Origin of the sequence: Bradyrhizobium cosmicum (genome assembly GCF_032290525.1) — a bacterium.
In the GTDB taxonomy this organism is placed as follows: domain Bacteria; phylum Pseudomonadota; class Alphaproteobacteria; order Rhizobiales; family Xanthobacteraceae; genus Bradyrhizobium; species Bradyrhizobium cosmicum_A.
Genome location: NZ_JASXTA010000033.1, coordinates 36,174 through 56,566 on the forward strand (window position 1 = coordinate 36,174; position 20,393 = coordinate 56,566).

The 20,393-nt window shown below is 63.1% G+C and carries 19 protein-coding genes and 1 pseudogene; 12 read left to right on the forward strand and 8 right to left on the reverse strand.

The window, feature by feature from the left end; translation table 11 throughout:
- Nucleotides 1-353: 353 nt before the first annotated feature.
- The 4 genes from QSV46_RS35880 (at nucleotide 354) to QSV46_RS35895 (ending at nucleotide 5,056) form a co-directional block, all read left to right on the forward strand.
- Entirely contained in the window at nucleotides 354-1,925 is a 1,572-nt protein-coding gene (locus QSV46_RS35880) for an ABC transporter ATP-binding protein (RefSeq protein WP_314962913.1), read from the forward strand.
- Nucleotides 1,909-3,000 (forward strand): ABC transporter permease, encoded by a 1,092-nt coding sequence (locus tag QSV46_RS35885; protein WP_314962916.1) that lies wholly within the window; start codon nucleotides 1,909-1,911, stop codon nucleotides 2,998-3,000. Before QSV46_RS35880 ends, QSV46_RS35885 begins: the two co-directional genes overlap by 17 nt.
- Nucleotides 2,987-3,904: an ABC transporter permease gene (locus QSV46_RS35890; protein WP_314962919.1), complete on the forward strand. Its 918-nt coding sequence runs from the start codon at nucleotides 2,987-2,989 to the stop codon at nucleotides 3,902-3,904. Before QSV46_RS35885 ends, QSV46_RS35890 begins: the two co-directional genes overlap by 14 nt.
- A 75-nt stretch (nucleotides 3,905-3,979) precedes the next feature.
- On the forward strand, nucleotides 3,980-5,056 hold the full coding sequence (locus tag QSV46_RS35895) for a BMP family ABC transporter substrate-binding protein (RefSeq protein ID WP_314962921.1): 1,077 nt from the start codon (nucleotides 3,980-3,982) through the stop codon (nucleotides 5,054-5,056).
- Between the two features lie 109 nt (nucleotides 5,057-5,165).
- Here QSV46_RS35895 and QSV46_RS35900 read toward each other — a convergent pair whose 3' ends face one another.
- On the reverse strand, nucleotides 5,166-6,515 hold the full coding sequence (locus QSV46_RS35900) for an 8-oxoguanine deaminase (RefSeq protein ID WP_314962922.1): 1,350 nt from the start codon (nucleotides 6,513-6,515) through the stop codon (nucleotides 5,166-5,168).
- A gap of 152 nt (nucleotides 6,516-6,667) precedes the next feature.
- Here QSV46_RS35900 and QSV46_RS35905 point away from each other — a divergent pair, with 152 nt between their 5' ends.
- Both QSV46_RS35905 and QSV46_RS35910 read left to right on the forward strand, forming a co-directional pair.
- Nucleotides 6,668-7,501: an FAD binding domain-containing protein gene (locus tag QSV46_RS35905; RefSeq protein WP_314962924.1), complete on the forward strand. Its 834-nt coding sequence runs from the start codon at nucleotides 6,668-6,670 to the stop codon at nucleotides 7,499-7,501.
- Nucleotides 7,491-10,217: a molybdopterin-dependent oxidoreductase gene (locus QSV46_RS35910; protein WP_314962926.1), complete on the forward strand. Its 2,727-nt coding sequence runs from the start codon at nucleotides 7,491-7,493 to the stop codon at nucleotides 10,215-10,217. The genes QSV46_RS35905 and QSV46_RS35910 overlap by 11 nt, the downstream gene beginning before the upstream one ends.
- On the opposite strand, the gene uraD is transcribed toward QSV46_RS35910, so the two are convergent.
- The 4 genes from uraD to QSV46_RS35930 all read right to left on the reverse strand — a co-directional run bounded on the left by uraD (nucleotide 10,214) and on the right by QSV46_RS35930 (nucleotide 12,825).
- Entirely contained in the window at nucleotides 10,214-11,101 is an 888-nt protein-coding gene (uraD, locus tag QSV46_RS35915; RefSeq protein WP_314962929.1) for a 2-oxo-4-hydroxy-4-carboxy-5-ureidoimidazoline decarboxylase, read from the reverse strand. The two genes, QSV46_RS35910 and uraD, sit on opposite strands and share 4 nt — an antisense overlap.
- 5 nt (nucleotides 11,102-11,106) lie before the next feature.
- Nucleotides 11,107-12,042 carry an allantoinase PuuE gene (puuE, locus tag QSV46_RS35920; protein ID WP_314962931.1) on the reverse strand — a complete coding sequence of 312 codons (936 nt, stop codon included), beginning with the start codon at nucleotides 12,040-12,042 and terminating at the stop codon, nucleotides 11,107-11,109.
- On the reverse strand, nucleotides 12,043-12,456 hold the full coding sequence (locus QSV46_RS35925) for a DUF3830 family protein (protein ID WP_314962934.1): 414 nt from the start codon (nucleotides 12,454-12,456) through the stop codon (nucleotides 12,043-12,045).
- A 90-nt stretch (nucleotides 12,457-12,546) separates the two neighbouring features.
- Entirely contained in the window at nucleotides 12,547-12,825 is a 279-nt protein-coding gene (locus QSV46_RS35930; RefSeq protein ID WP_314962936.1) for a hypothetical protein, read from the reverse strand.
- A 229-nt stretch (nucleotides 12,826-13,054) separates the two neighbouring features.
- Here QSV46_RS35930 and QSV46_RS35935 point away from each other — a divergent pair, with 229 nt between their 5' ends.
- The 3 genes and pseudogenes from QSV46_RS35935 (at nucleotide 13,055) to QSV46_RS35945 (ending at nucleotide 16,874) form a co-directional block, all read left to right on the forward strand.
- Nucleotides 13,055-13,420 carry a hypothetical protein gene (locus QSV46_RS35935; RefSeq protein WP_314962937.1) on the forward strand — a complete coding sequence of 122 codons (366 nt, stop codon included), beginning with the start codon at nucleotides 13,055-13,057 and terminating at the stop codon, nucleotides 13,418-13,420.
- Nucleotides 13,420-14,576 (forward strand): annotated as a pseudogene (locus tag QSV46_RS35940) (IS110 family transposase). Before QSV46_RS35935 ends, QSV46_RS35940 begins: the two are co-directional and overlap by 1 nt.
- 1,293 nt (nucleotides 14,577-15,869) lie before the next feature.
- The gene (locus tag QSV46_RS35945; RefSeq protein ID WP_314962939.1) at nucleotides 15,870-16,874 is read left to right on the forward strand and encodes an integrase family protein; all 1,005 of its coding nucleotides are present in this window, start codon (nucleotides 15,870-15,872) and stop codon (nucleotides 16,872-16,874) included.
- 118 nt (nucleotides 16,875-16,992) lie between these two features.
- Here the strand turns inward: QSV46_RS35945 and QSV46_RS35950 are convergent, their stop codons facing one another.
- Nucleotides 16,993-17,505 (reverse strand): tyrosine-type recombinase/integrase, encoded by a 513-nt coding sequence (locus QSV46_RS35950; RefSeq protein WP_409997253.1) that lies wholly within the window; start codon nucleotides 17,503-17,505, stop codon nucleotides 16,993-16,995.
- 304 nt (nucleotides 17,506-17,809) lie between these two features.
- Here QSV46_RS35950 and QSV46_RS35955 point away from each other — a divergent pair, with 304 nt between their 5' ends.
- The 3 genes from QSV46_RS35955 to QSV46_RS35965 all read left to right on the forward strand — a co-directional run bounded on the left by QSV46_RS35955 (nucleotide 17,810) and on the right by QSV46_RS35965 (nucleotide 18,839).
- Nucleotides 17,810-18,139, forward strand: a complete 330-nt coding sequence (locus tag QSV46_RS35955; RefSeq protein WP_314962942.1) for a hypothetical protein — start codon at nucleotides 17,810-17,812, stop codon at nucleotides 18,137-18,139.
- A 7-nt stretch (nucleotides 18,140-18,146) separates the two neighbouring features.
- The gene (locus tag QSV46_RS35960; protein ID WP_314962946.1) at nucleotides 18,147-18,332 is read left to right on the forward strand and encodes a hypothetical protein; all 186 of its coding nucleotides are present in this window, start codon (nucleotides 18,147-18,149) and stop codon (nucleotides 18,330-18,332) included.
- A gap of 252 nt (nucleotides 18,333-18,584) precedes the next feature.
- Nucleotides 18,585-18,839 (forward strand): hypothetical protein, encoded by a 255-nt coding sequence (locus tag QSV46_RS35965; RefSeq protein ID WP_314962949.1) that lies wholly within the window; start codon nucleotides 18,585-18,587, stop codon nucleotides 18,837-18,839.
- Between the two features lie 472 nt (nucleotides 18,840-19,311).
- On the opposite strand, the gene QSV46_RS35970 is transcribed toward QSV46_RS35965, so the two are convergent.
- Both QSV46_RS35970 and QSV46_RS35975 read right to left on the reverse strand, forming a co-directional pair.
- The gene (locus tag QSV46_RS35970; RefSeq protein WP_314962951.1) at nucleotides 19,312-19,548 is read right to left on the reverse strand and encodes a hypothetical protein; all 237 of its coding nucleotides are present in this window, start codon (nucleotides 19,546-19,548) and stop codon (nucleotides 19,312-19,314) included.
- Between the two features lie 216 nt (nucleotides 19,549-19,764).
- Nucleotides 19,765-19,977, reverse strand: a complete 213-nt coding sequence (locus tag QSV46_RS35975) for a hypothetical protein (RefSeq protein ID WP_314962953.1) — start codon at nucleotides 19,975-19,977, stop codon at nucleotides 19,765-19,767.
- Nucleotides 19,978-20,393 lie beyond the last annotated feature (416 nt).

Genomic DNA, 20,393 nt, shown 5'->3' on the forward strand with positions numbered 1-20,393 from the left:
TTTGTGTCGGTCGGAACACGCAGATACGATCGGCGACGGCGACCGCCGTCTCGATGTGGAATTGCATACGCGCGCTGGCGCGGTTTTGCTCAACATCACGTCAAGCGTGCCCAGCGGGTTCCGATTTCGTTTGAACCGTCACAAATTTGCAACAACCATCATCCGCGGCGTGCGGCAGCAGCGGCCTTCCGATGATCCACTGGCCAGAATCTTCAACCGACGCGAGCGGCGACTCGCGACACCGACCGCCTGCCGAAGCGTTGAGCAAGGGATGACGCATTTTCACACCTTACGCGGCGGTTCAAACTAGCCCAGTATTGAGGCACTTCATCCCCATGCAAGCGCATCAGCGAATGTTAGATCCGACGCCTAGTGGCCTGCATTCCGGCGAGTCCCCGCTGCTTCAAACGCTCGGGCTCACCAAACGCTATGGAGATTTCCTCGCCAACGATTCCATCGACATCGAGATCTGGCCGAACGAGATCCACGCCCTGCTCGGCGAGAACGGCGCCGGCAAGTCGACGCTGGTGAAGGCGATCTACGGCCTGATCCAGCCCAGCGCCGGCGAGATTCGCTGGCAGGGTCACCCCATCGTGCTCTCGGGCCCCTCGGAAGCGCGAAGCCGCGGCATCGGCATGGTGTTCCAACATTTCTCGCTGTTCGACAACCTCACCGTCGCCGAGAACGTCGCGCTCGGTCTCGACGGGAAAGAGTCCTTCAAGGACATGTCGGCGCGGCTGGAGCAGGTGTCAAAGACCTACGGCCTGCCGCTCGATCCCAAACGCGAGGTCTGGCAATTATCGGTCGGCGAACGCCAGCGCATCGAGATCGTCCGAGCCTTGATGCAGGATCCGAAATTCCTGATCCTGGATGAGCCCACCGCGGTGCTGACACCGCAGGAAGCCGATCAGCTCTTCGTCGTACTGCAGCGGCTCAAGTCCGAAGGCCGCGCCATTCTTTACATCAGCCATAAACTCGACGAGGTGAAGCGGATCTGCGACACTGCCACGATCCTGCGCGGCGGCAGGAAGGTCGAGACCTGCAATCCCCGACTCGAGACCGCTGCCTCGCTCGCCCGCATGATGGTGGGGGGCGAGATCAAGGAAGTGAAGGCCGCGGCCGGCCGGCAGACCACGGTGCCACGGCTCGTCGTCAACGACCTCTCACTTGCCCCGGGCGAGGCGCATGGCGTGCGGCTCGAGCACATCTCGTTCGAGCTGAAGGGCGGCGAGATCCTCGGCATCGCCGGTGTCGCCGGCAACGGCCAGGACGAGCTGTTCGCCGCGCTCTCCGGCGAACGCTTGTCGAAAGATCCGGGCACGGTGGTGATCGAAGGCATCGCTGCCGGCCATCTCTCGATCACCCAGCGGCGCAAGCTCGGCGCCGCCTTCGTGCCCGAAGAGCGGCTCGGTCACGGCACCGCGCCGCGCATGAAGCTGTCGGAGAACGCGCTGCTCACCGGGCATGCCGCCAGCGGCATGGTCCATCACGGCTTCATCGACACCGCAGCAACACTGAAGACCGTCGATCGCGCGACCGAAACCTTCGACGTCCGCAAGGCCAAGCGCGATCCGGAAGCAGCATCCCTTTCCGGCGGCAATTTGCAAAAGTTCATCGTGGGCCGCGAGATCCTGCGCAACCCCGCGGTGCTGGTGGTGAGCCAGCCGACCTGGGGCGTCGACGCTGGTGCCGCCGCCGTGATCCGCCAAGCGCTGCTCGATCTCGCAACCGCAGGTGCCGCCGTGCTCGTCACCAGCCAGGACCTCGACGAACTCGCGGAAATCGCCGACCGCATCGCCGTGATGTTTCATGGCCATCTGTCCGCACCGCTCGCCACAAGCGAAGCAAGCCGTGAAAAGCTCGGCCTTCTCATGGGCGGCAGCAGCCTCGAACCGAAGGAGGCCGCGCATGCAGTTGGTGCTTGAGAAGCGCGCCGAGCGCTCCAACACGATCGCGCTGGTCTCTCCGCTGATCGCAATCGGCCTGACGATCGTGACCATGGTCATCCTGTTCGCCATCCTCGGCAAGAATCCGCTGCTCGCGCTGCATGCCTATTTCATCGCCCCTCTGACCGACGGCTATTCGCTCCAGGAGATTGCGGTGAAGGCGACGCCGCTGGTGATGATCGCGATCGGGCTGTCGCTCTGCTATCTCGCCAACGCCTGGAATATTGGCGCCGAGGGGCAATTCCTGATCGGCGCGGTCGCCGGAAGCTGGATCGCGGTGAAGACGCAAGGCACCGACGCCGGCGCCTGGGTGCTGCCGGTCATGCTCGTGATCGCAGCCGCGGCAGGCGCGCTCTATGCGCTGATCCCGGCGATCTGCAAGGTGAAGTTCGGCGCCAGCGAGATCCTGACCAGCCTGATGCTGGTCTATGTCGCCGACCTTTTTCTCGACTATCTCGTGCGCGGCCCCTGGCGTGACCCGCACGGCTTCAACTTCCCGACCACGGCCGAGTTCGATCCGGTCGCAACGGTGCCGCTGCTGATCGAAGGCGGGCGGTTGCATCTCGGCTCGATCATCGCCCTGCTCGTCGTTGCAGCCGCAGCAATCCTGCTCGGGCGAACCATCAAGGGTTTTGAGATTCGCGTGGTCGGCGCCGCGCCGCGCGCGGCACGGTTCGGTGGCTTCAATGCCAACCAGTTGGTCATCCTGACCTTCGCGGTCTCGGGCGCGCTCGCGGGTCTCGCCGGCATCATCGAGGTTGCAGGTCCCGTCGGACATCTTCAGCCCGGCATCTCGCCCGGCTACGGCTTCACCGCGATTATCGTCGCCTTCCTTGGCCGGCTGAACCCGCTTGGAATATTAATTGCAGGCCTTTTTCTCGCACTGACCTTTATCGGCGGCGAGCAGGCGCAGATCGCGATGAAGATCCCATTGGATGTCACCAAGGTTTTCCAGGGCATTCTGCTGTTCTACGTGCTCGCCTGCGACTCCCTCATCCTCTACCGCTTCAAACTGGTGTTCCCGAACCGACAGGTGGCCCGTGGAACTGGTTGAAGCCATCGTTCTTGCGGTGCTTGCCGCCTCGACGCCGCTGCTGATCGCTGCGACCGGCGAGCTCGTGACCGAGCGCTCCGGCGTGCTCAATCTCGGCGTCGAGGGCATGATGATCGTCGGCGCGGCCTGCGGCTTCGGCGGTGCGTGGCTGACCGGCTCGATCTTTATCGGCGCCCTGTTCGGCATCGTCGCGGGCACGCTGATGTCGCTCATCTTCGCGCTGATGGCGCTCGGGCTCGCCGTCAACCAGGTGGCAACGGGTCTTGCGCTGACCATCCTCGGCGTCGGCCTTTCCGGCCTGATCGGCGCCGGCTTCGTCGGCGAGCGCATCACGCCGGCGGTACATCTCTATGTTCCCGGCCTCACCGATCTTCCGCTGGTCGGCCGCGTGTTGTTCGGCGAGGACGGCTTCGTCTATTTTTCCATCGCACTCATCATCGGCGTCTGGTGGTTCCTGTACCGCTCGCGGGCCGGATTGATCCTGCGCGCCTGCGGCGACAATCACGTCTCTGCGCATGCGCTCGGTTATCCCGTGCTGCGCATCCGCACTTTTGCCGTGATGTTCGGCGGCGGCTGCGCCGGTCTTGCCGGCGCCTATCTGCCACTCGCCTATACGCCGTTCTTCATTCCCGGCATGACCGCAGGCCGCGGCTGGATCGCGCTGGCGCTGGTCGTGTTCTCGTCCTGGCGACCCGGCCGGCTCGTGGTCGGTGCCTATCTGTTCGGCGCGGTGACGATCCTGCAACTGCACGCGCAGGGCTGGGGCGTCGGCATTCCCTCGCAATTCATGTCGGCGCTGCCTTACCTCGCGACCGTCATCGTCCTGGTCCTGCTCTCCCGCGCGCGCACCGGCGGTTCGACCGCACCGGCCGCGCTCGGCACCGTGTTCGTGCCTGACCGCTGATCTATTTCCGCGACGGGCGCGATGGGGCGCGCACGTTGCGGATCGTGGCTTTCCCCTGATGTTTGGAGATTGACGATGAGGAAATCACTTCTTGCACTCGCTGCCGGGCTTCTGCTTGCCGGAAGCGTCAGTGCAGCCTCCGCTGCCGACAAGTTGAAAGTCGGCTTCATTTACCTCGGTCCGATCGGAGACCTGGGCTGGACCTACCAGCACGATCTCGGGCGCCAGGCGCTGGTGAAGGAATTGGGCGACAAGATCGAGACCACTTATCTCGAGAACGTGCCCGAAGGTCCCGACGCCGAGCGCTCGATCGAGCAGCTCGTCCGCGCCGGCAACAAGCTGATCTTCACGACGTCGTTCGGCTATATGGACCCGACGCTCAAGGTCGCCAAGAAATATCCGAACGTGCATTTCGAGCACGCTACCGGCTACAAGCGCAACCCGAACATGTCGACCTACTCGGCCAAATGGTATCAGGGCCGCTACATCCAGGGTCTGATCGCGGCCAAGATGTCGAAGTCCGGCGTGCTCGGCTATATCGGCTCGTTTCCGATTCCGGAGGTCGTCTCCGGCATCAACGCGACGATTTTGGCGGCGCAGACCATCAACCCGAACATCAAGGTCAAGATCATCTGGGCCAACACCTGGTTCGACCCGGGCAAGGAAGCCGACGCCGCCAAGGCGTTGATCGACCAGGGCGCCGACATCATCATGCAGCACACGGATTCGCCGGCCGCGATGCAGATCGCCAGCGAACGCGGCAAGCTTGCCTTCGGCCAGGATTCCGAGATGATCAAGTTCGGTCCGAAGACCCAGTTGACCTCGATCCTGGATACCTGGGGCCCCTACTACATCGAGCGCGTCAAGGCCGAGCTGGCCGGAACCTGGAAGTCCGAGGACAGCTGGGGCGGTCTCGACAGCCACATGTTCGCGATGGCGCCCTACACCAACATGCCTGACGACGTGAAGAAGATGGCCGAGGATGCCCAGGCCGCGATCACGGCGGGCAAGCTGCATCCCTTCAAGTGCCCGATCGTTGGGCAGGACGGCAAGCCGGTCGAATGCAAGGGCGGCGATCACCTCGACGACGGCCAGATCCTCGGCATGAATTTCTACGTGAAGGGCATCGACGACAAGCTGCCGGGCAAGTAGCACGCTTCTTGCATCGTCTAAATCACCTGCTCCTCCCGGAACAGGTTCGGAGGGGGTGGCCAGAAGCACCCGGCACTTGTGGTCGCCCCCTCTTTCTATCCTGCCGTGATTATCCCGCCTGCATGGCCCGCGCCGCGGAACTTTGGCGGCGGATGAGATCAGCGACGTCCAGACCTGGGATCGCGCCGTCGACCACGGCCCATTTTCCCGCCACCATCACCCGGTCGGCCCGATGCGCCCCGCAGAGCACCAGCGCGGCCAGCGGATCGCCGTGGCCCGAGAAGCGCAGCTCATCGAGCTTGAACAGCGCAAGATCGGCCGCCTTGCCGACTGTGATCTCGCCGAGTTCCGGCCGGCCGACACAGGCCGCCGAGCCTCTCGTGGCCCAGCGCAGCGCGTCCTTGTGGCTGACCTTGGTTACCCCGTAACGCGCCCGTTGCAGCAGGAATGCGGCGCGCACCTCCTGCATCAAATTCGATCCGTCGTTCGACGCCGAGCCGTCGACGCCGATCCCGATGCCGACACCGGCCTCCTCCATCTCGCACACAGGGCAGCAGCCGGACGCCAGAATCTGGTTGCTGCACGCGCAATGACTGATGGTCGTCTTCGCCTTGCCGAGCCGCTTCATCTCGTCCGCATTGAAGAAGATTCCGTGAGCCAGCCAGGTGCGCGCATTGAGCCAGCCGCATCGTTCGAGATAGTCAAGCGGGCGGCAGCCATACATCTGCTGGCAGAATTTGTTCTCGTCCTCGGTCTCTGCGAGATGGGTATGCAGGCGCACGTCGAGCTTGTCGGCGAGATCGGCGGTGGCGCGCATCAGGGAGGTCGTCACCGAGAAGGGCGAGCATGGCGCCAGCGCGATCTGCACCATCGCATCCGCGCCGCGCTGGTGATGCTTTGCAACCACCCGCGCACTGTCGGCCAGGATGGTGTCCTCGTCCTGCACGACGCTGTCAGGCGGCAGGCCGCCATCGCGCTGCGACAGGTTCATAGAGCCGCGCGTCAGCAGCACGCGCACACCGAGACGCTTCGCGACCGCAACCTCGATATCGATGGCATCTTCGAGTCCTGCCGGGAAGACGTAGTGATGGTCCGTCGTCGTGGTGCAGCCGGAGAGCAGCAGCTCCGACATGGCCACGGTGACGCCGAGCTCGAGCGCGCCAGGCGTCAGCTTCGCCCACACCGGATAGAGCGCCTGGAGCCAGGGAAACAGCTCGCGGTCCATCGCTGCCGGCAGCGCCCGCGTCAGCGTCTGGTAGAAGTGGTGGTGGGTGTTGATCAGACCCGGCAGCACGACATGCTCGCCGGCGTCAAACGCCGCAGCATCCGCTGTCGCAGGCGTGCCGCCGGCCGGCACCAGCTCGACGATCCGGCCCTCCTTCACCACGATCCCGCGCTCGGCCCCGTCGGCGAGGATAGCAAGGGGATCCCTGATCCAAATCGGCTTTGCGTCGCTCATGATCCTGCCTCTCCTCACATCCGCTAACGACACGCCTGCAAGGCGAACGCCAGCCCGAGCACCGTCCTGCTACGACTTTGTTTGTTGCCACTTGGCTCCGGTCTTGCAAGACTCATCTTTACGATTCACCAGGCGGAAGCTTTGGCGCAGCCATGGATTTGAATACCATCACGGCCGTGGCCCATCCGCAAACACGCGCGGAGCTGCCCGCTTGGACGTCAGGCGATGCTTGGCTCGCGGGAGGCACGTGGCTGTTCTCGGAGCCGCAGGTCCACCTGAGGCGGCTGATCGATCTCACCGATCTGAAATGGCCGGCGCTGACGATCACGGACAGCCAACTCTCCGTCGCCGCCACCTGCACCGTCGCGCAGCTCGATGGTTTCGTTTGCCGTCCCGACTGGCTTGCAGCTCCCCTGATCGGCCAGTGCTGCCGCGCCTTTCTTGCCTCATTCAAGATTTGGAAGACGGCGACGGTCGGCGGCAATCTCTGCATGTCGCTGCCCGCCGGTCCGATGATCTCGCTCACATCAGCACTCGATGGCGTCTGCACCATCTGGAAGAGCGGCGGCGGCGAGCAGAAGATTCCGGTCGTCGACTTCGTCACCGGTAACCAGCGCAACCGCCTGACGCCGGGTGACCTGATCCGGCAGATCGATATCCCGATTGCCGCTCTGAAGCGCCGTACGGCCTTTCGCCAGATCTCGCTCGCACCAGTCGGCCGCTCGGCGGTGCTCCTGATCGGCTGCCTCGATGCCGACGGCACGCTGACGTTGACGGTAACAGCATCGACGGTGCGGCCGGTCCAGCTAACCTTCCGCAAGCCCCCCGACGCGAGCACGGTTCTCGACGCAATCACACAGCAGATCCCGGATGATCTGTACCACACCGACATCCACGGCAAGCCGCTCTGGCGCAAGCACATGACGCTGCGGCTCGCTGAGGAGATTCGCGGCGAGCTCCTGGGGGCACCCCGTCATGAGTTTTGAGATCAACGGCACGCCATTTTTGCAAGAGCCCCGCGCGGGCCAGTGCCTGCGCACGTTCCTGCGCGAGCTCGGCCATTTCGGCGTAAAGAAGGGCTGCGATGCCGGCGATTGCGGCGCCTGCACCGTGCTGCTGGACGGCGAGCCCGTGCATAGCTGCCTGATCCCGGCCTTCCGCGCCGAGGGGCGTACCGTCACTACGATTGAAGGGCTTGGCGGCGACGGCGGCACGCATCCGATGCAGCAGGCCTTCCTCGATGCACAAGGATTTCAATGCGGCTTCTGCACCGCCGGCATGATCCTGACCTGCGCTTCGCTGAACCAGGCGCAGCGCACCGATCTCGGCTCCGCACTGAAAGGCAACATCTGCCGCTGCACCGGCTATCGCGCGATCGAGGACGCGCTGCTCGGCAAGACCAATGTCGAGGACAGCGTCGAGGCCGGTGCCGCCTTCGGCCGCAGCCTGCCGGCGCCGGCGGGCCCCGATGTCGTGCGCGGCAAGGCGCACTACACCTTCGACACGCAGATCGATGGCCTGCTACATATCAAGCTGCTGCGTTCACCGCACGCCCACGCGAAGATCGTCGCGATCGACAAGTCGGAAGCCCTTTGCGTTCCCGGCGTGCACGCGGTGCTGACGCATGAGGATGCGCCAACGGTCCTGATCTCGACCGCGCGGCATGAGAAGGACTGGATGGATCCCGAGGACACCCGCGTCCTCGATGACGTCGTCCGCTTCATCGGTCAGAAGGTCGCCGCCGTCGTCGCCGACAGCGAAGCCGCTGCCGAGGAGGCGTGCCGACGGCTGAAGGTGGATTACGAGATCCTGCCCGCGCTGATCGATCCTGAGCAGGCGATGACGCCGGGCACGCCCCTCATTCATCCCGATCGCACCACCGAAAATCGCGTCGCGGACGCCCAGCGCAACCTCGTTGCGGAGACGCACGGCGAGTACGGCGACGTCGCCTCGGCGCTCGCGACGTCCGTCGTCACCTTTGAGGGCACTTTCCACAGTCACCGCGTGCAGCATGCCGCGCTGGAGACCCATGGCGGCCTCGCCTGGCTCGATGAGGCCGGTGTGCTCAATGTCCGCACCTCGACGCAGGTGCCGTTCCTGACCCGGCGCGCGCTGTCGGATATCTTCAAGCTTCCCATGGACAAGGTCCGCGTGTTCTGCGAGCGCGTCGGCGGCGGCTTCGGCGGCAAGCAGGAGATGTTCGTCGAGGACATTCTGGCGCTCGCCGCGCTCAGGACCGGGCGTCCGGTGAAGCTGGAGCTGACCCGCGAGGAGCAGTTCATCGCAACCTCGACGCGGCACCCGATGCGGGTCCACATCAAGGCCGGCGCCGATGCCGACGGCAAGCTCACCGCGCTCCAGCTCGAGGTGCTCTCCAACACCGGCGCCTACGGCAATCATGCCGGCCCCGTGATGTTCCACTCGCTGTCCGAATCCATCGCCGTCTACAATTGCCCGAACAAGCGGGTTGACGGCTACGCCGTCTACACCAACACGGTGCCGGCAGGCGCGTTTCGCGGTTATGGTTTGCCGCAAACGCTGATCGCAGTCGAGGCCGCGGTCGACGAGCTGGCACGGCAGCTCGGCATCAGCCCCTACGACATGCGCCGACTCAACGTCGTCAAGCCCGGCGATGCCATGCTGTCGCCGCCGCCGTCCGAATTCCACGACGTGCTCTATGGCTCCTACGGGCTCGACCAGTGCCTCGACCTCGTCGAGCGCGCGATGCAGGCCGATGGCCCGCAGCCGAGCCTGTCGCCGGAATGGCTGATCGGCGACGGCATCGCGCTGACCATGATCGACACGGTGCCGCCCGCAGGCCATCTTGCGGACGCGATGATCGAACTTAGCGACGACGGCCGCTTCGACCTGACCGTCGGCACCGCCGAGTTCGGCAACGGCACCAGCACCGTGCACCGACAGATCGCGGCGACGACGCTGGCAACCACCGTCGACCGCATCCGCCTGCGCCAATCGGACACCGCCCATGGCGGTCACGACACCGGGGCCTATGGCAGCGCGGGCACCTTCGTCGCCGGCAAGGCGACGCATGCCGCGGCGATGCAGCTTGCGACCGAGTTGAAGGCGGCGGCCGCCGGCGCGTGGCTGTGCGACGCCGGGAGCTGCACGCTCGACGACGAGGCCGTCGTCAGCGGCGTGCGGCGCATGTCCTTTATCGAGCTGGCGAATCTCGCGCGCGAACGCGGCCAACCGTGCGCGGCACGCGGCAATTCCGACGGTACGCCGCGTTCGATCGGCTTCAACGTCCAGGGTTTTCGCGTCGCCCTGAACAAGGGCACCGGCGAGCTCAGGATTCTCAGGAGCGTGCATGCGGCGGACGCGGGCGTCGTCGCCAATCCCATGCAGTGCCGCGGCCAGGTCGAGGGCGGCGTCGCGCAAGCGCTCGGTGCGGCGCTGTACGAGGAGATGGTGATCGACGCTGAGGGGCGCGTCACCAACCCGAATTTCCGCGACTACCATCTGCCGTCCTTCGGCGATGTTCCGCGCACGGAGGTTTTCTTCGCCGAGACCTCCGACATGATCGGGCCGCTGGGCGCCAAGTCGATGAGCGAGAGCCCGTACAATCCCGTCGCCGCCGCGCTCGGCAATGCGATTGCGGATGCCACCGGCATCCGCTTCACCGCACCGCCGTTCAAGCCGGACCGGCTGTTTCCTGCCTTGCTCGAAAAGTTCGGCGGTTAGCTGCCGCGATAGGTCGAGTAGCTCCACGGCGTGACCAAGAGCGGGACGTGGTAGTGGTTTTCCGGTTCGCTGATCGCAAAGCGCAGCGGGATCTCGTCGAGGAAAGGCGGATCTGACAGCGGCACGTTGCGCTCGACGTAGTATCTTGCAACGCTGAATTTGAGCTCGTAGCGGCCGATCGGCAGGGGGCGGCCGCTGATCAGCGGCTGGTCGGTGCGGCCGTCCGCATTGGTGACGGCGCGCGCGATCACCCGGCTCTCGCCCAGATTCGCGAGCTCGACGAGCTCGACCGGAATGCCCGGCGCGGGCTTGCCGGCGTGATTGTCCAGCACATGCGTGGAAAGCCGGCCGTGCACCTTCAGCTTGTCATCGGCCGCGACGAGCTGATCGAGCCGTAGCGCAGAGATGCGGCCGATCTCCTCGATCGCGCGCCGCGTCTCGGTCTTGGCGATATTGCGCAGCCGGGTCTCGAAGTCGCGCAGGACGGAGTCCTTGGTGTGACGGCGCACGCAGACGATATAGGGGAAGCCGAACTTTTCACGGTACGCATTGTTGACGCGCTCGAACGCGGCGTATTCGGCGTCCGACAACCGGTCGAGCCCGGCGCTGTTCTGTTCGTCGGTCGAGTCCGCGGTGAGGCCCGCGGCGCGCTGGGTTTTGTTGGCGAGATCCGGATGCGCCCGGATCATCGCGAGTTGCACGTCGGGCTCGGCAGCCTGGATCACCGCCATCAGAGCTGAGTGGAACTGGTTGAGACCAGTGAACGGCCGCTTCCCCGCAAGCTGCTCGGCGATCCACGGCGAATATTCGACGACATTGGCGAGCGCGGCAACGAAGTCGGCCTTGCTGGCGGCGTTGAGATCGGCGAGCGAAATCTGCGGCATCGTCCTCACCCGATCTCGAACGCATCGGCCGCAAGATGCGCATGCTTGTCGTGCCAGTGCTGCGCGATCTGGAGCCGGGTCGGCACCCAGACGCGCTCGTGCTTGCCGATATAATCGAGGAAGCGGATCAGCCCCGCGGCGCGACCGGGACGGCCGGCAAGGCGGCAATGAAGCCCCACCGACATCATCTTCGGCGCGGTCTCGCCCTCGGCATAGAGCACGTCGAAGGCGTCCTTCAGGTACGTGAAGAACTGCTCGCCTTCGGCAAACCCCTGCGGGTTGATGAAGCGCATGTCGTTGGCGTCTAACGTATAGGGAATGATGAGCTGCTTGCCGCTGGGGCCCTTGACCCAATAGGGCAGATCGTCGGCATAGGAGTCGCAGAGATAGAGGAAGCCACCCTCTTCCATCAGCAGCCGGTTGGTGTTGATCGAGGAGCGCCCGGTGTACCAGCCGAGCGGCCGTGATCCGGTCGCCTCGCTATGAACACGAATGGACTCGGCGATCTCGGCGCGCTCCTGCGCCTCGGTCATGTCCTTGTGCTCGATCCATTTCAGGCTATGGCTGGCGATGTCCCAGCCCGCCTCCTTCATCGCTGCGACGATTTCCGGATTTCGCTTGAGCGCGGTGGCGACACCGAACACGGTGGCCGGCCAGTTGCGTTCGCTGAACATCCGCCACAGCCGCCAGAAGCCGGCGCGCGAGCCATATTCGAACATCGATTCGATATTGGCGTGGCGTTGCCCCGGCCACGGCTGCGCGCCGAGCACGTCGGACAGGAACGCCTCCGATGCGCGGTCGCCATGCAGGATGTTGTTCTCGCCGCCTTCCTCGAAATTGACCACGAACTGCACCGCAACCCGCGCGTTATCAGGCCAATGCGGATGCGGCGGGTTGCGGCCATAGCCGCGGAGATCGCGCGGGTAGCGGGGTTCGCTCACTCAGACTTCCTCGAAGCGGATCGGCAACGCGCCCTTCCAGAGCACGCTCTTACCGAGGGTCGCGAGATCCTCCAGGCCCGAGGTCACGGTGATGAAGTGGTTGCCGGCGAGCTGGCCCATCTTGCTCGCGAAGCTCACGCCGCCATAGGCCATCAGGATCTCGGTCTCACTGATGCCGCCGGGATAAAGGATGATCTGCCCGGGCGCGGGATAGCTGGTGTGGTTCTCGTACCCGACACCGAAGTCGAGGTCGCCGAGCGGTATCCACACCGCCTCGCCGCTCCAGCGCACATGGATGATGTGACTTTCGAACGGCATCGCCTTGCGGAAGGCGGCCACGGTCTTGGGCGCCGCCTGCTCCTCGAAGCGGGCATCGAAGGTGTAGTCGCCGGCGCGGATAACAAGTTTGCTCATCTGATCTCTCTGGATCGAGGGGCGGTGGCCCCACGGGAATTTTCAAGCAAAGAGCATTCCAGACAGGTTCGCGCAAGTGGCGAGGCCGCATCACCGACGGTCATAGGACCAGCCGAAAATGCCGCTCCGCCGCGTTTCGGGCTCGGGCTCGGCGGCCGGCTGCGGCGTCTCCTTCAGTTCCGCCTGCGGCGGTGGCGGAGGCGGCGCCGGCAGGTTCTCGCATTTCATGGAGTAGACCAGCTTGCCGTCCGCGGTACGCCCGATTGGGGCACAGGGGTCCGGATGCGCTGCCGAGTTTTTGGGAGTCGGCTTCACCTGCGCCACGGCCGGCGAAGCGATCAGGAGAAGGACCAGCAGATATTTCGACATCGTTGTCGCTCGATAACCCAATTTACCGCATTGAACCGGATTGCGGGGGGCAAGTCCATCAGCGCTGCGGGCGCGATTGCCGAATATTTAGCCGGGACCAAAAAATTTGCTCGCCCCATCGTGATGGCAACCGTGCTGATATTCGGCAGGCCCATTGCCATCTCAGCCGTGACGACGAACACACGAGATAGTCCTCTCCAGCCGGAGCGTCGTCACGGGAGAAACAACCATGCGTAAGGTCTTTGTCATTCTCGGCGCCACGCTGATGGCCGCCGCCACCGTCCAGACTGCCGCGGCGAGCGACCGCCGTCATGTCCGCAAGGCGCGGCCCGCCCCCATCACCCAGTCGGTGCGCGAAATCCAACGCCGCGTTCTGGCCGTCGCAACCGACCGCGCCCGACTGGTCGCGCTACGCCAACGGCGCGATGTCGGCACCGGCGGGACGGTGATGCTGGAAACCCAGCGCGATAGAGCGCAACTGCCTCCCCGTCATCATTGCGAGGAGCCCTTGCGACGAAGATTCCATGGGGAGTGGATAGCAGCCAAGTCTGAGGCCAGACTGAGGTTGCTGAAGCACTCAACCTGGAGACAATGATGTTGCTCGATCATCCTTCCGACGGACCGGCCGCTATCCACACTCAGTTTGGCGCAATTTTCGTGTCATTGGAACTGAGCCGATCGACATGGCTGGTCACCTCGCTGTCGCCCGGCACGGGCGAGAAGATGTCCAAGCGCAGCGTAGCGGCCGGCGATCTTGCGGAACTCTTGAAGCTCTTTGCGGAACTGAAGCGTAAGGCGCAGGCCCGGACGGGGGAGAGCTATCCGATCATCACGATCCAGGAGGCGGGGCTGGACGGGTTCTGGCTGCACCGCGCTTTGCAGCAGGAGGGCATCGAGAGCCACGTGGTCGATCCGGCTTCGATCGCGACGCCGCGCCGTCGCAGGCGGGCCAAGACCGACAGGCTCGATGGTGCGCTGTTGCGGGCGCTTCTAGCCTTCAAGCGCGGCGAGCCGCGGGTCTGCGCGATGGTGGTTGCGCCCTCTCCGGAAGAGGAGGACCGCCGCAGGCTTTGCCGCGAGCGACGGACATTGATCGCGGAGCGGATCGAGCATGTGAACCGGATCAAGGGCCTTCTGTTTGCGCAAGGCATATCCGATTACGTGCCGCTGCGGCGAGATCGCCGGGCGCGCCTTGAACAGTTGCGTACCGGCGATGGGCGTATGCTGCCGGCGCATCTGAAGGCGCAGATCAGCCGCGAGCTGACACGGTTCGAACTGCTGCTTGATCAGATCACGGCGGTGGAGGGCGAACAGAAGGCTTTGTTGGCGCAGGCGACAAGCCGGCCGGCGATGCACCGGATCCGGTCACGCTGCTGCTTGCCCTCAAGAGCATGGGCGCCAACTTCGCCGCGGTGCTCTGGACGGAGGCCTTCTACCGGCAGTTCGCCAACCGCCGCCAGGTTGCGTCCTATGCCGGTCTTGCCGCCACGCCATGGCGCAGTGGCGGGATCGAGCGCGAGCAGGGCGTATCGAAGGCCGGCAATCCGCGGCTGAGAACCACGATGATCCAGCTCGCCTGGTTGTGGGTGCGCCACCAGCCTCAATCGGCTCTGACCCAGTGGTTCAAGGCGCACAGCCAGCGCGGCCGCAAGCGCACGATCGTGGCACTGGCGCGCAAGCTGCTCGTGGCGCTCTGGAAGTACGTGACCGCCGGCGTCGTGATCGAGGGGGCCGTGATGAAGATCGCCTGAGATCAAGCTGTTTGTTTAGCTGACAACCCATCAGGGCCCGATCAGCCCTGGTCGATCCGGGTGGACGAACCGATGGATTGCATGGCTTCAAACGCCGTAACGAAGACTGGTCTCGTCCTCTCGAGCCTGCCCCGCCGCAAGCGGAATGTTGGTGCTGTCGCTTCGCGCGACGACCGAATGTGAGTTTGATCTGGCACGCAAACCAGATTGCCGAACCGGCTCGAACCTTGGATCGCAAATGCGAGGATTGCAGATGCCCTGACAGAACCGCCAACGCGAGGAGATCCTATCGTGCCCGACAGACCAAGCCTGATGGCGTGCTCGATCAACTCAAGGCCAAGCCGCTGCGCGGCGGCCCTAAAGGGCCGGCCTTGACTTGACCTGCGCGCCGCCATCTTCAACACCCCGCGGTCGGGACGAAGAGGTGGCCGCAGTCGAACAAAAAGGTGACTGCCGATCCTTGACACAAACATTCCCCATGGGAGCAATCCAGACCGTCACCGCTTCGCTGCGCTCGCAATGACGGCGTATGAGGCAACAGCATCGTTCTTCCAAACACCACTGTCATTCCCCGCGAATGCGGGGAATCCAGTGCACCGCGGCTTGTCGGTTCAATCACAGCCTTCTCGGCGTACTGGATCGCCCGGTCCCGGCTCCGCCAGGCTACGCCGGGCCCACAGGGGGTGCTCGGCCGCCAAAGCCTCGGCGAAGGCGGCAAGCCGGGCGATGACACAGATTGTGTGGTTGCAGACACGCATGTTCATCCTCGCGGCGCGAATCGCCCGAGCTTTGCCTGGTCACTCCACCCTCAAATGCCAAGAGGGCGCAGGGAAGGCCGGGTGCTGACCTCGCACCCGCGGTCCGCTGCGCGAAAGGATGCGCAAAGGAGACCGCACAGCAGCATACAGGTGGTGCCAATCACTCGGCCTTCCCTGCGCGATGGTCGGACGGCTTATGCCGTGCTCTCCCGGGAGCCGAACTTTCCTTCTGGCCTCCCTCACCTCGCGAATTGACGATGCTGTCCGCCCGGTTGGGCTCGCACACACCTCCGCGAAAGCTTGACCGTAGCAACGACGGCCAGGACCACACGTCTATATTTTGGCATTCGGTGAAACACGCCGAAACTAAGAAATCTCTTTAAAACAAGCGCTTTTAGACTAGCTTGATGCAAGCTGTTTCAACGGGCTTCACCAAAATAAGGGCCCGGCCCTAAGCCTTTCAGCGTCCGCACGACAAACTGAAAGTCCTAAAAGCCGAGCCCTTTTGGTCTCAAGCCTTAGGAGCCGAAACCACATGAATAGTAAGATTGTCCCCTCCCCCGCCGGCAAGCGGGGCCGTAATAGCAGCGTCATCCTCACTGATCGCATGTGCGAGAAGCGGGTCATCCAAAGGACCAAGTTCTACGACCGCAAGTGCCCTGGCCTTTACGTCAGCATCACCGCGGCGGGCGTCGCGACCTTTTCTTTCAAGTTCACCGACCGGCAGACCGGAAAGCAGCGCACCGGATGGCTCGGCGTCTACAATCCAGAGATCTTCACTGTCGAGGACGCCCGCAGTAAGGTCTCCGGCCTAAAGGCGACGGGCGGCGCCGCCCTCGCCCAGACCTTCCACGACCAGAAGACCGCAAAAGCGAAGCGCGGCAAGAACGTCGCCGAGATCATCGACGAGCGCATCAAGTGGATGAAGGAGTTAGTCAAGAAGCCGGATGGCGAGCTGCGGCCTCGGCTGGAAAGCTGGGAGAACACCGCAAGCCATCTCAACCGCTTCGTCCGCCTCCGCCTTGGCAAGAAGCTCGCAATGGACGTCACCAAGCACGACATCGCAACATTGTCGAACGACATCGTCGCGGGCAAGTTCGGCAAGCCGTCCGTCAGCAACGCGCGCCACATGCGCAAGGCGGCCTCCGGCCTGTTCAACTGGGCGGCGGAGGCAGGACGCGACTATGTAACGGCCAGCCCATGCGTCAACCTCCCGAAGCTCGACCCGGAACACCCCCGTACCCGCGTCCTGTCGGAGGATGAAATCCGGATTTTCTGGCGCGGCCTCGACCGGAAGGACTTGCCGTGGGACCGCCGCACCCGCCTCGCACTTAAGTTCGAGTTGGTCACCATGCTGCGCTCACGTGAACTGCTGGGTGCGCGTCGGGATGAGCTGTTTGACCTCGACGGTGAGCATCCGTTTGATCGTACCGCGACCGTTGCGCCCGCCGCCAGACTCCCCCGTCATCCACAGAGGCTTCATAGGAATTCACATAATTTACCCGCAGCCGGTCCGCACCGGATCGGGACACAAAGGTAGATACCACGGCGTCAGTACATTGATTTAACTAGGTTTTTTACGCCAACACATTCCCTGCGCAGGGGAGAGCTGGCCCACGTGAGCTGTGGGCGGGCTCGCAGTTGGTCGGATGACGCAATCAGGCGGCGACCCGTGGCTCCTCCTGCTCCAGGGCCTGAGCGAGAGGCGCGCCGACGATTCGCCTCAGCTCGGCGGCGACGCCGTCCAGCACCGCGCGTTTCTCCTTCATCCGCTTGGAGTGGTTGTAGACCTTGCCGGTGACGGTTGGCACGATCTGTTCGGATTTCTTGCTCGCGGCGTGATCGAGGCACTTCGCGATCCAGGCATCGTCGAAGCCGAGATCGCCGGCCAGAGTCGCTGCCGTCCGGCGGAGGTCGTGCGGCGTGAACGGCTCGAGGCCGAGCAGCTCGCAAAGGCCGGCGGTTTTTGTCTTGTCTTTGTTCGTTTCGTGCTTGGTGCCACGCTGCGCGTCGGCCATTGCTTTGCGATGAATCGGCTGGCCCTTGTACATCGGGCTCTCAAAAACAAGCTGCTGATCATCCGAGGCGAGCGCCTCCTTGATGATCTCGATCGCCAGACCAGACAATGGCTGCTGGATCACCCGCCGCTTTTTGACCCGCTTGAGCGGCACGTCGAAACGCGGATGACGAACAGGCGCGACTAAGGTTTTTAGGCTATTTGCGCTTTAGCTTGAGGCCTTGCGCAGCTTTAACGACGAGGCATTTTGTGAGCTGATGCGAGCCAGCGAGATGCCTTGATAGGCCTTCTGGCGTCCATCCTCCGGGTAGGACGCGGCCCGTGGCAGTTTTGAAACTAGGGCCGCCATCACCACACAATGGACATGGCACTCTAGCGGTATCGTCTCCGTCGATTTTGTCGATCACACCTTCGGCGTGCCACTGTGCAGGTCTCGATTCGCAGGAGGATTGAAGCCTATGGCGGAAATTCGATTCGATGCTGAAAAGGCGGAGCGGATGATCGCGCAGGTGCTTCGCGACGAAGGCGGTCTGCTACCGGCAAAGGCGAACGCGCTCGCAGCGAGCATCTGCAGGCGGCTTTCCGCAGCCATGCCGCCTCCGCCTGCGCATCACTACCGGATCATTTCGAACAGTCCACCATATGCCAGCGACTTTGCTGTCGCGATCGCGAACGTCTTGGCAGATGCGGAAGGAAGTACTTTGGCCCCGGAGGACCTCTGGCGGCTGGTTTACGAGCGCGGCCGCGATCTTTCTGCGACGGCTGACCTCTCTACTGTCAGTGGATGATCCGCAAATGCTTGATGAGCTTCGCTATCGTTGGGCGCTAAGGAAATTCTTCAAAGAACATAACTTGGTTCGCCGCACCTACGATCAAGTACCTGATGAGCCCGAAGCTGACGGCACGAACTTCCCCAAATTCCAAGCAGGCAAGGCTCTAAACCTGCAAGCTCGCATGCTCGATAAATTCCGATCCGATTAACTTCTGGATCAGGCTCGTAGATATCACGTCCCAGTTACAGAGCGAGAAGAGGACTGGACTTCGTTCCCACCGGATTACAGTCACGAGCATCGCTACCTCACGGCGGCGGCTGCTCAAAAACTGCGGGCCGACATCAAGGCAGAGCAGAAGGCGGATTGGGAGTATTGGGCAAACAGGGTCACGCTGGCGCTCGCCCTCATCGGCAGTATTTTTGGTGTTCTGGCTTTCTTCAAAAAATAAGCAGCGTGGTGAATGGCGGACAAGAAGCACTGGCACGACTGGCTGGCATTGGGAATTTCGCTTCTCTCGCTCGCGCTCTCCGGCATCACAGCCTATCGCAATGTCTTCTTTCAGCGGGACGATGTCCGATTCGTTGCGGGTGATGCACTTAGGATCGCGCGAAATGAAAACGACGAGTTCCGAATAGAGGAAGATCAGGAGTTTACATTCATCAACTCTGGAAACCGTCAAGCCACGGGAGCGAATCAGTCGCTTGGGGCTCAGTGAACTGAATACTGTCTCTTTCGCAGGCCGCACTGAATGATGCCCTCGCGTTTGCGTGTTCAAAGCAAAATGCTTTTCCTTTCTCAGTTGCCTCCACCCACCAATCTGATTTCTGAACGCGTGCAATCTGTGCAGCATGTGCCCGCAAGCGATCTAGCTCTCGCCCAGATGCTCTGACGACTATACAATATGTCATTAAGCCCCCTATCTTGTTGCACACCCAACGCCGCAATAGAATTCTGCTCTAATCAGGGATGATCCCACGTTTCGCGCTTATCCATTAGCGCCCGCTCGACGCGCTCGGCTTGCTCCTTGGTCAAATTGACCGCTAGGCTGGTCCCAATCATGGCCGGTCCCCTACGTTGCCGGTCGTAAACCATCCAGCCCTTGGACCCCAGACGAACCAAGAACCTGGATGGAGGAGACGCCCTGTCGCGCACCGTCATTGCCGATCCCGCGTGTTGATCGTCGGCCATCACCTCAATCCCTCAATGAGCGTCCTCCAGCCGAGCGCATCGTTCGCCGTTAGCAGCGAAGCGCTAAGCGTTGCCAAGTAGTGTGGCAATTCGCAATCGGGACGCGCGTTCATATTGCCGACAAACGAGGCGACTGCGTTCCTAAGATCGCCTCGGTCGAGATGATCGAAGGCCCGTTGCTTGCACCGCTCGACATATTTGTCGCGCGCCGTGTCAACTAACAGGGAACGTTCCATCTCGCCTCCCAACCGATGACTGCTTCCAACGGCGGAGTTGGAACGGAGTGGATTTGGCCCGTCTGTTCGAAAGGTGACAAACGGATGCTCTTTGGCCGCGACTGTGGGAATTGGGACACACTCACGCATCGCGACCGCACTGGCACCGGGCGAACCGTGGCACCAAGTCCGAGCCAGACAGCGGAGCCGCATTTGGTCTATAACGCCTTTGGGAGCTTAGCTCGTCGCCGCATCATCCACCCGCGCCAGCCCAGCCTCGATCACGACGATATCTTCCTCGATCTGCTGGACGGTTGTCCGAACATCAAAACCTGTACGTGCCTTTAGGTCCACGGCCAGCTTCCGGCGCTGCATGCGCAGATCATCCAGAGCCCTCCGATTGTTCAAGCGAACGTAACCGTCCACAATCAGCTCGATTGCGTTTGGCATTCCCATCCCCCTGTCGTGATCGACCGATACCGAACCGCTTAACTAGCGACACTCCTCAAAACTGCATCTCTTCGCAAAGTGTCTCCTGCAGCGGTCAAATGAGACCCTATGGTCAGACCGAGCCGACCTAAGGTCAGGAGAGCAAGGGGGCTGCACAGTTCAATGGAAAGACCGGCTCCCAATATCGCAATGGCGCGTTGTTCATCCCTGTCGAGATCGGCCCATGAGATGCCGTCCATAGCGGCCTCCGTCGCAAAGAACGATTTAAATCCAAACGCGCGACCGATTTGCCGCAGCATAGCCATGGCCGCGTCGGTGTACCGACCGTGGGTTAGGTATAGAGCTGGTCCCGGTTGTCTGAACAGAGTTTCCGCGTCGATAAGTGGAGCCTCTGCCGGGGTTAGGCTGCCATGCGG

What these genes read in the sequence shown, in the direction of transcription:
- QSV46_RS35960 (WP_314962946.1), top strand. Translation starts at nt 18,147, where the DNA reads ATGCTTGATGAGCTTCGCTATCGTTGGGCGCTAAGGAAATTCTTCAAA.
- QSV46_RS35975 (WP_314962953.1), bottom strand. Translation starts at nt 19,977, where the DNA reads ATGCCAAACGCAATCGAGCTGATTGTGGACGGTTACGTTCGCTTGAAC.
- QSV46_RS35910 (WP_314962926.1), top strand. Translation starts at nt 7,491, where the DNA reads ATGAGTTTTGAGATCAACGGCACGCCATTTTTGCAAGAGCCCCGCGCG.
- QSV46_RS35970 (WP_314962951.1), bottom strand. Translation starts at nt 19,548, where the DNA reads ATGGAACGTTCCCTGTTAGTTGACACGGCGCGCGACAAATATGTCGAG.
- QSV46_RS35935 (WP_314962937.1), top strand. Translation starts at nt 13,055, where the DNA reads ATGCGTAAGGTCTTTGTCATTCTCGGCGCCACGCTGATGGCCGCCGCC.
- QSV46_RS35925 (WP_314962934.1), bottom strand. Translation starts at nt 12,456, where the DNA reads ATGAGCAAACTTGTTATCCGCGCCGGCGACTACACCTTCGATGCCCGC.
- QSV46_RS35945 (WP_314962939.1), top strand. Translation starts at nt 15,870, where the DNA reads ATGAATAGTAAGATTGTCCCCTCCCCCGCCGGCAAGCGGGGCCGTAAT.
- QSV46_RS35885 (WP_314962916.1), top strand. Translation starts at nt 1,909, where the DNA reads ATGCAGTTGGTGCTTGAGAAGCGCGCCGAGCGCTCCAACACGATCGCG.
- uraD (WP_314962929.1), bottom strand. Translation starts at nt 11,101, where the DNA reads ATGCCGCAGATTTCGCTCGCCGATCTCAACGCCGCCAGCAAGGCCGAC.
- QSV46_RS35900 (WP_314962922.1), bottom strand. Translation starts at nt 6,515, where the DNA reads ATGAGCGACGCAAAGCCGATTTGGATCAGGGATCCCCTTGCTATCCTC.
- QSV46_RS35965 (WP_314962949.1), top strand. Translation starts at nt 18,585, where the DNA reads ATGGCGGACAAGAAGCACTGGCACGACTGGCTGGCATTGGGAATTTCG.
- QSV46_RS35880 (WP_314962913.1), top strand. Translation starts at nt 354, where the DNA reads ATGTTAGATCCGACGCCTAGTGGCCTGCATTCCGGCGAGTCCCCGCTG.
- QSV46_RS35930 (WP_314962936.1), bottom strand. Translation starts at nt 12,825, where the DNA reads ATGTCGAAATATCTGCTGGTCCTTCTCCTGATCGCTTCGCCGGCCGTG.
- QSV46_RS35955 (WP_314962942.1), top strand. Translation starts at nt 17,810, where the DNA reads ATGGCGGAAATTCGATTCGATGCTGAAAAGGCGGAGCGGATGATCGCG.
- QSV46_RS35905 (WP_314962924.1), top strand. Translation starts at nt 6,668, where the DNA reads ATGGATTTGAATACCATCACGGCCGTGGCCCATCCGCAAACACGCGCG.
- QSV46_RS35895 (WP_314962921.1), top strand. Translation starts at nt 3,980, where the DNA reads ATGAGGAAATCACTTCTTGCACTCGCTGCCGGGCTTCTGCTTGCCGGA.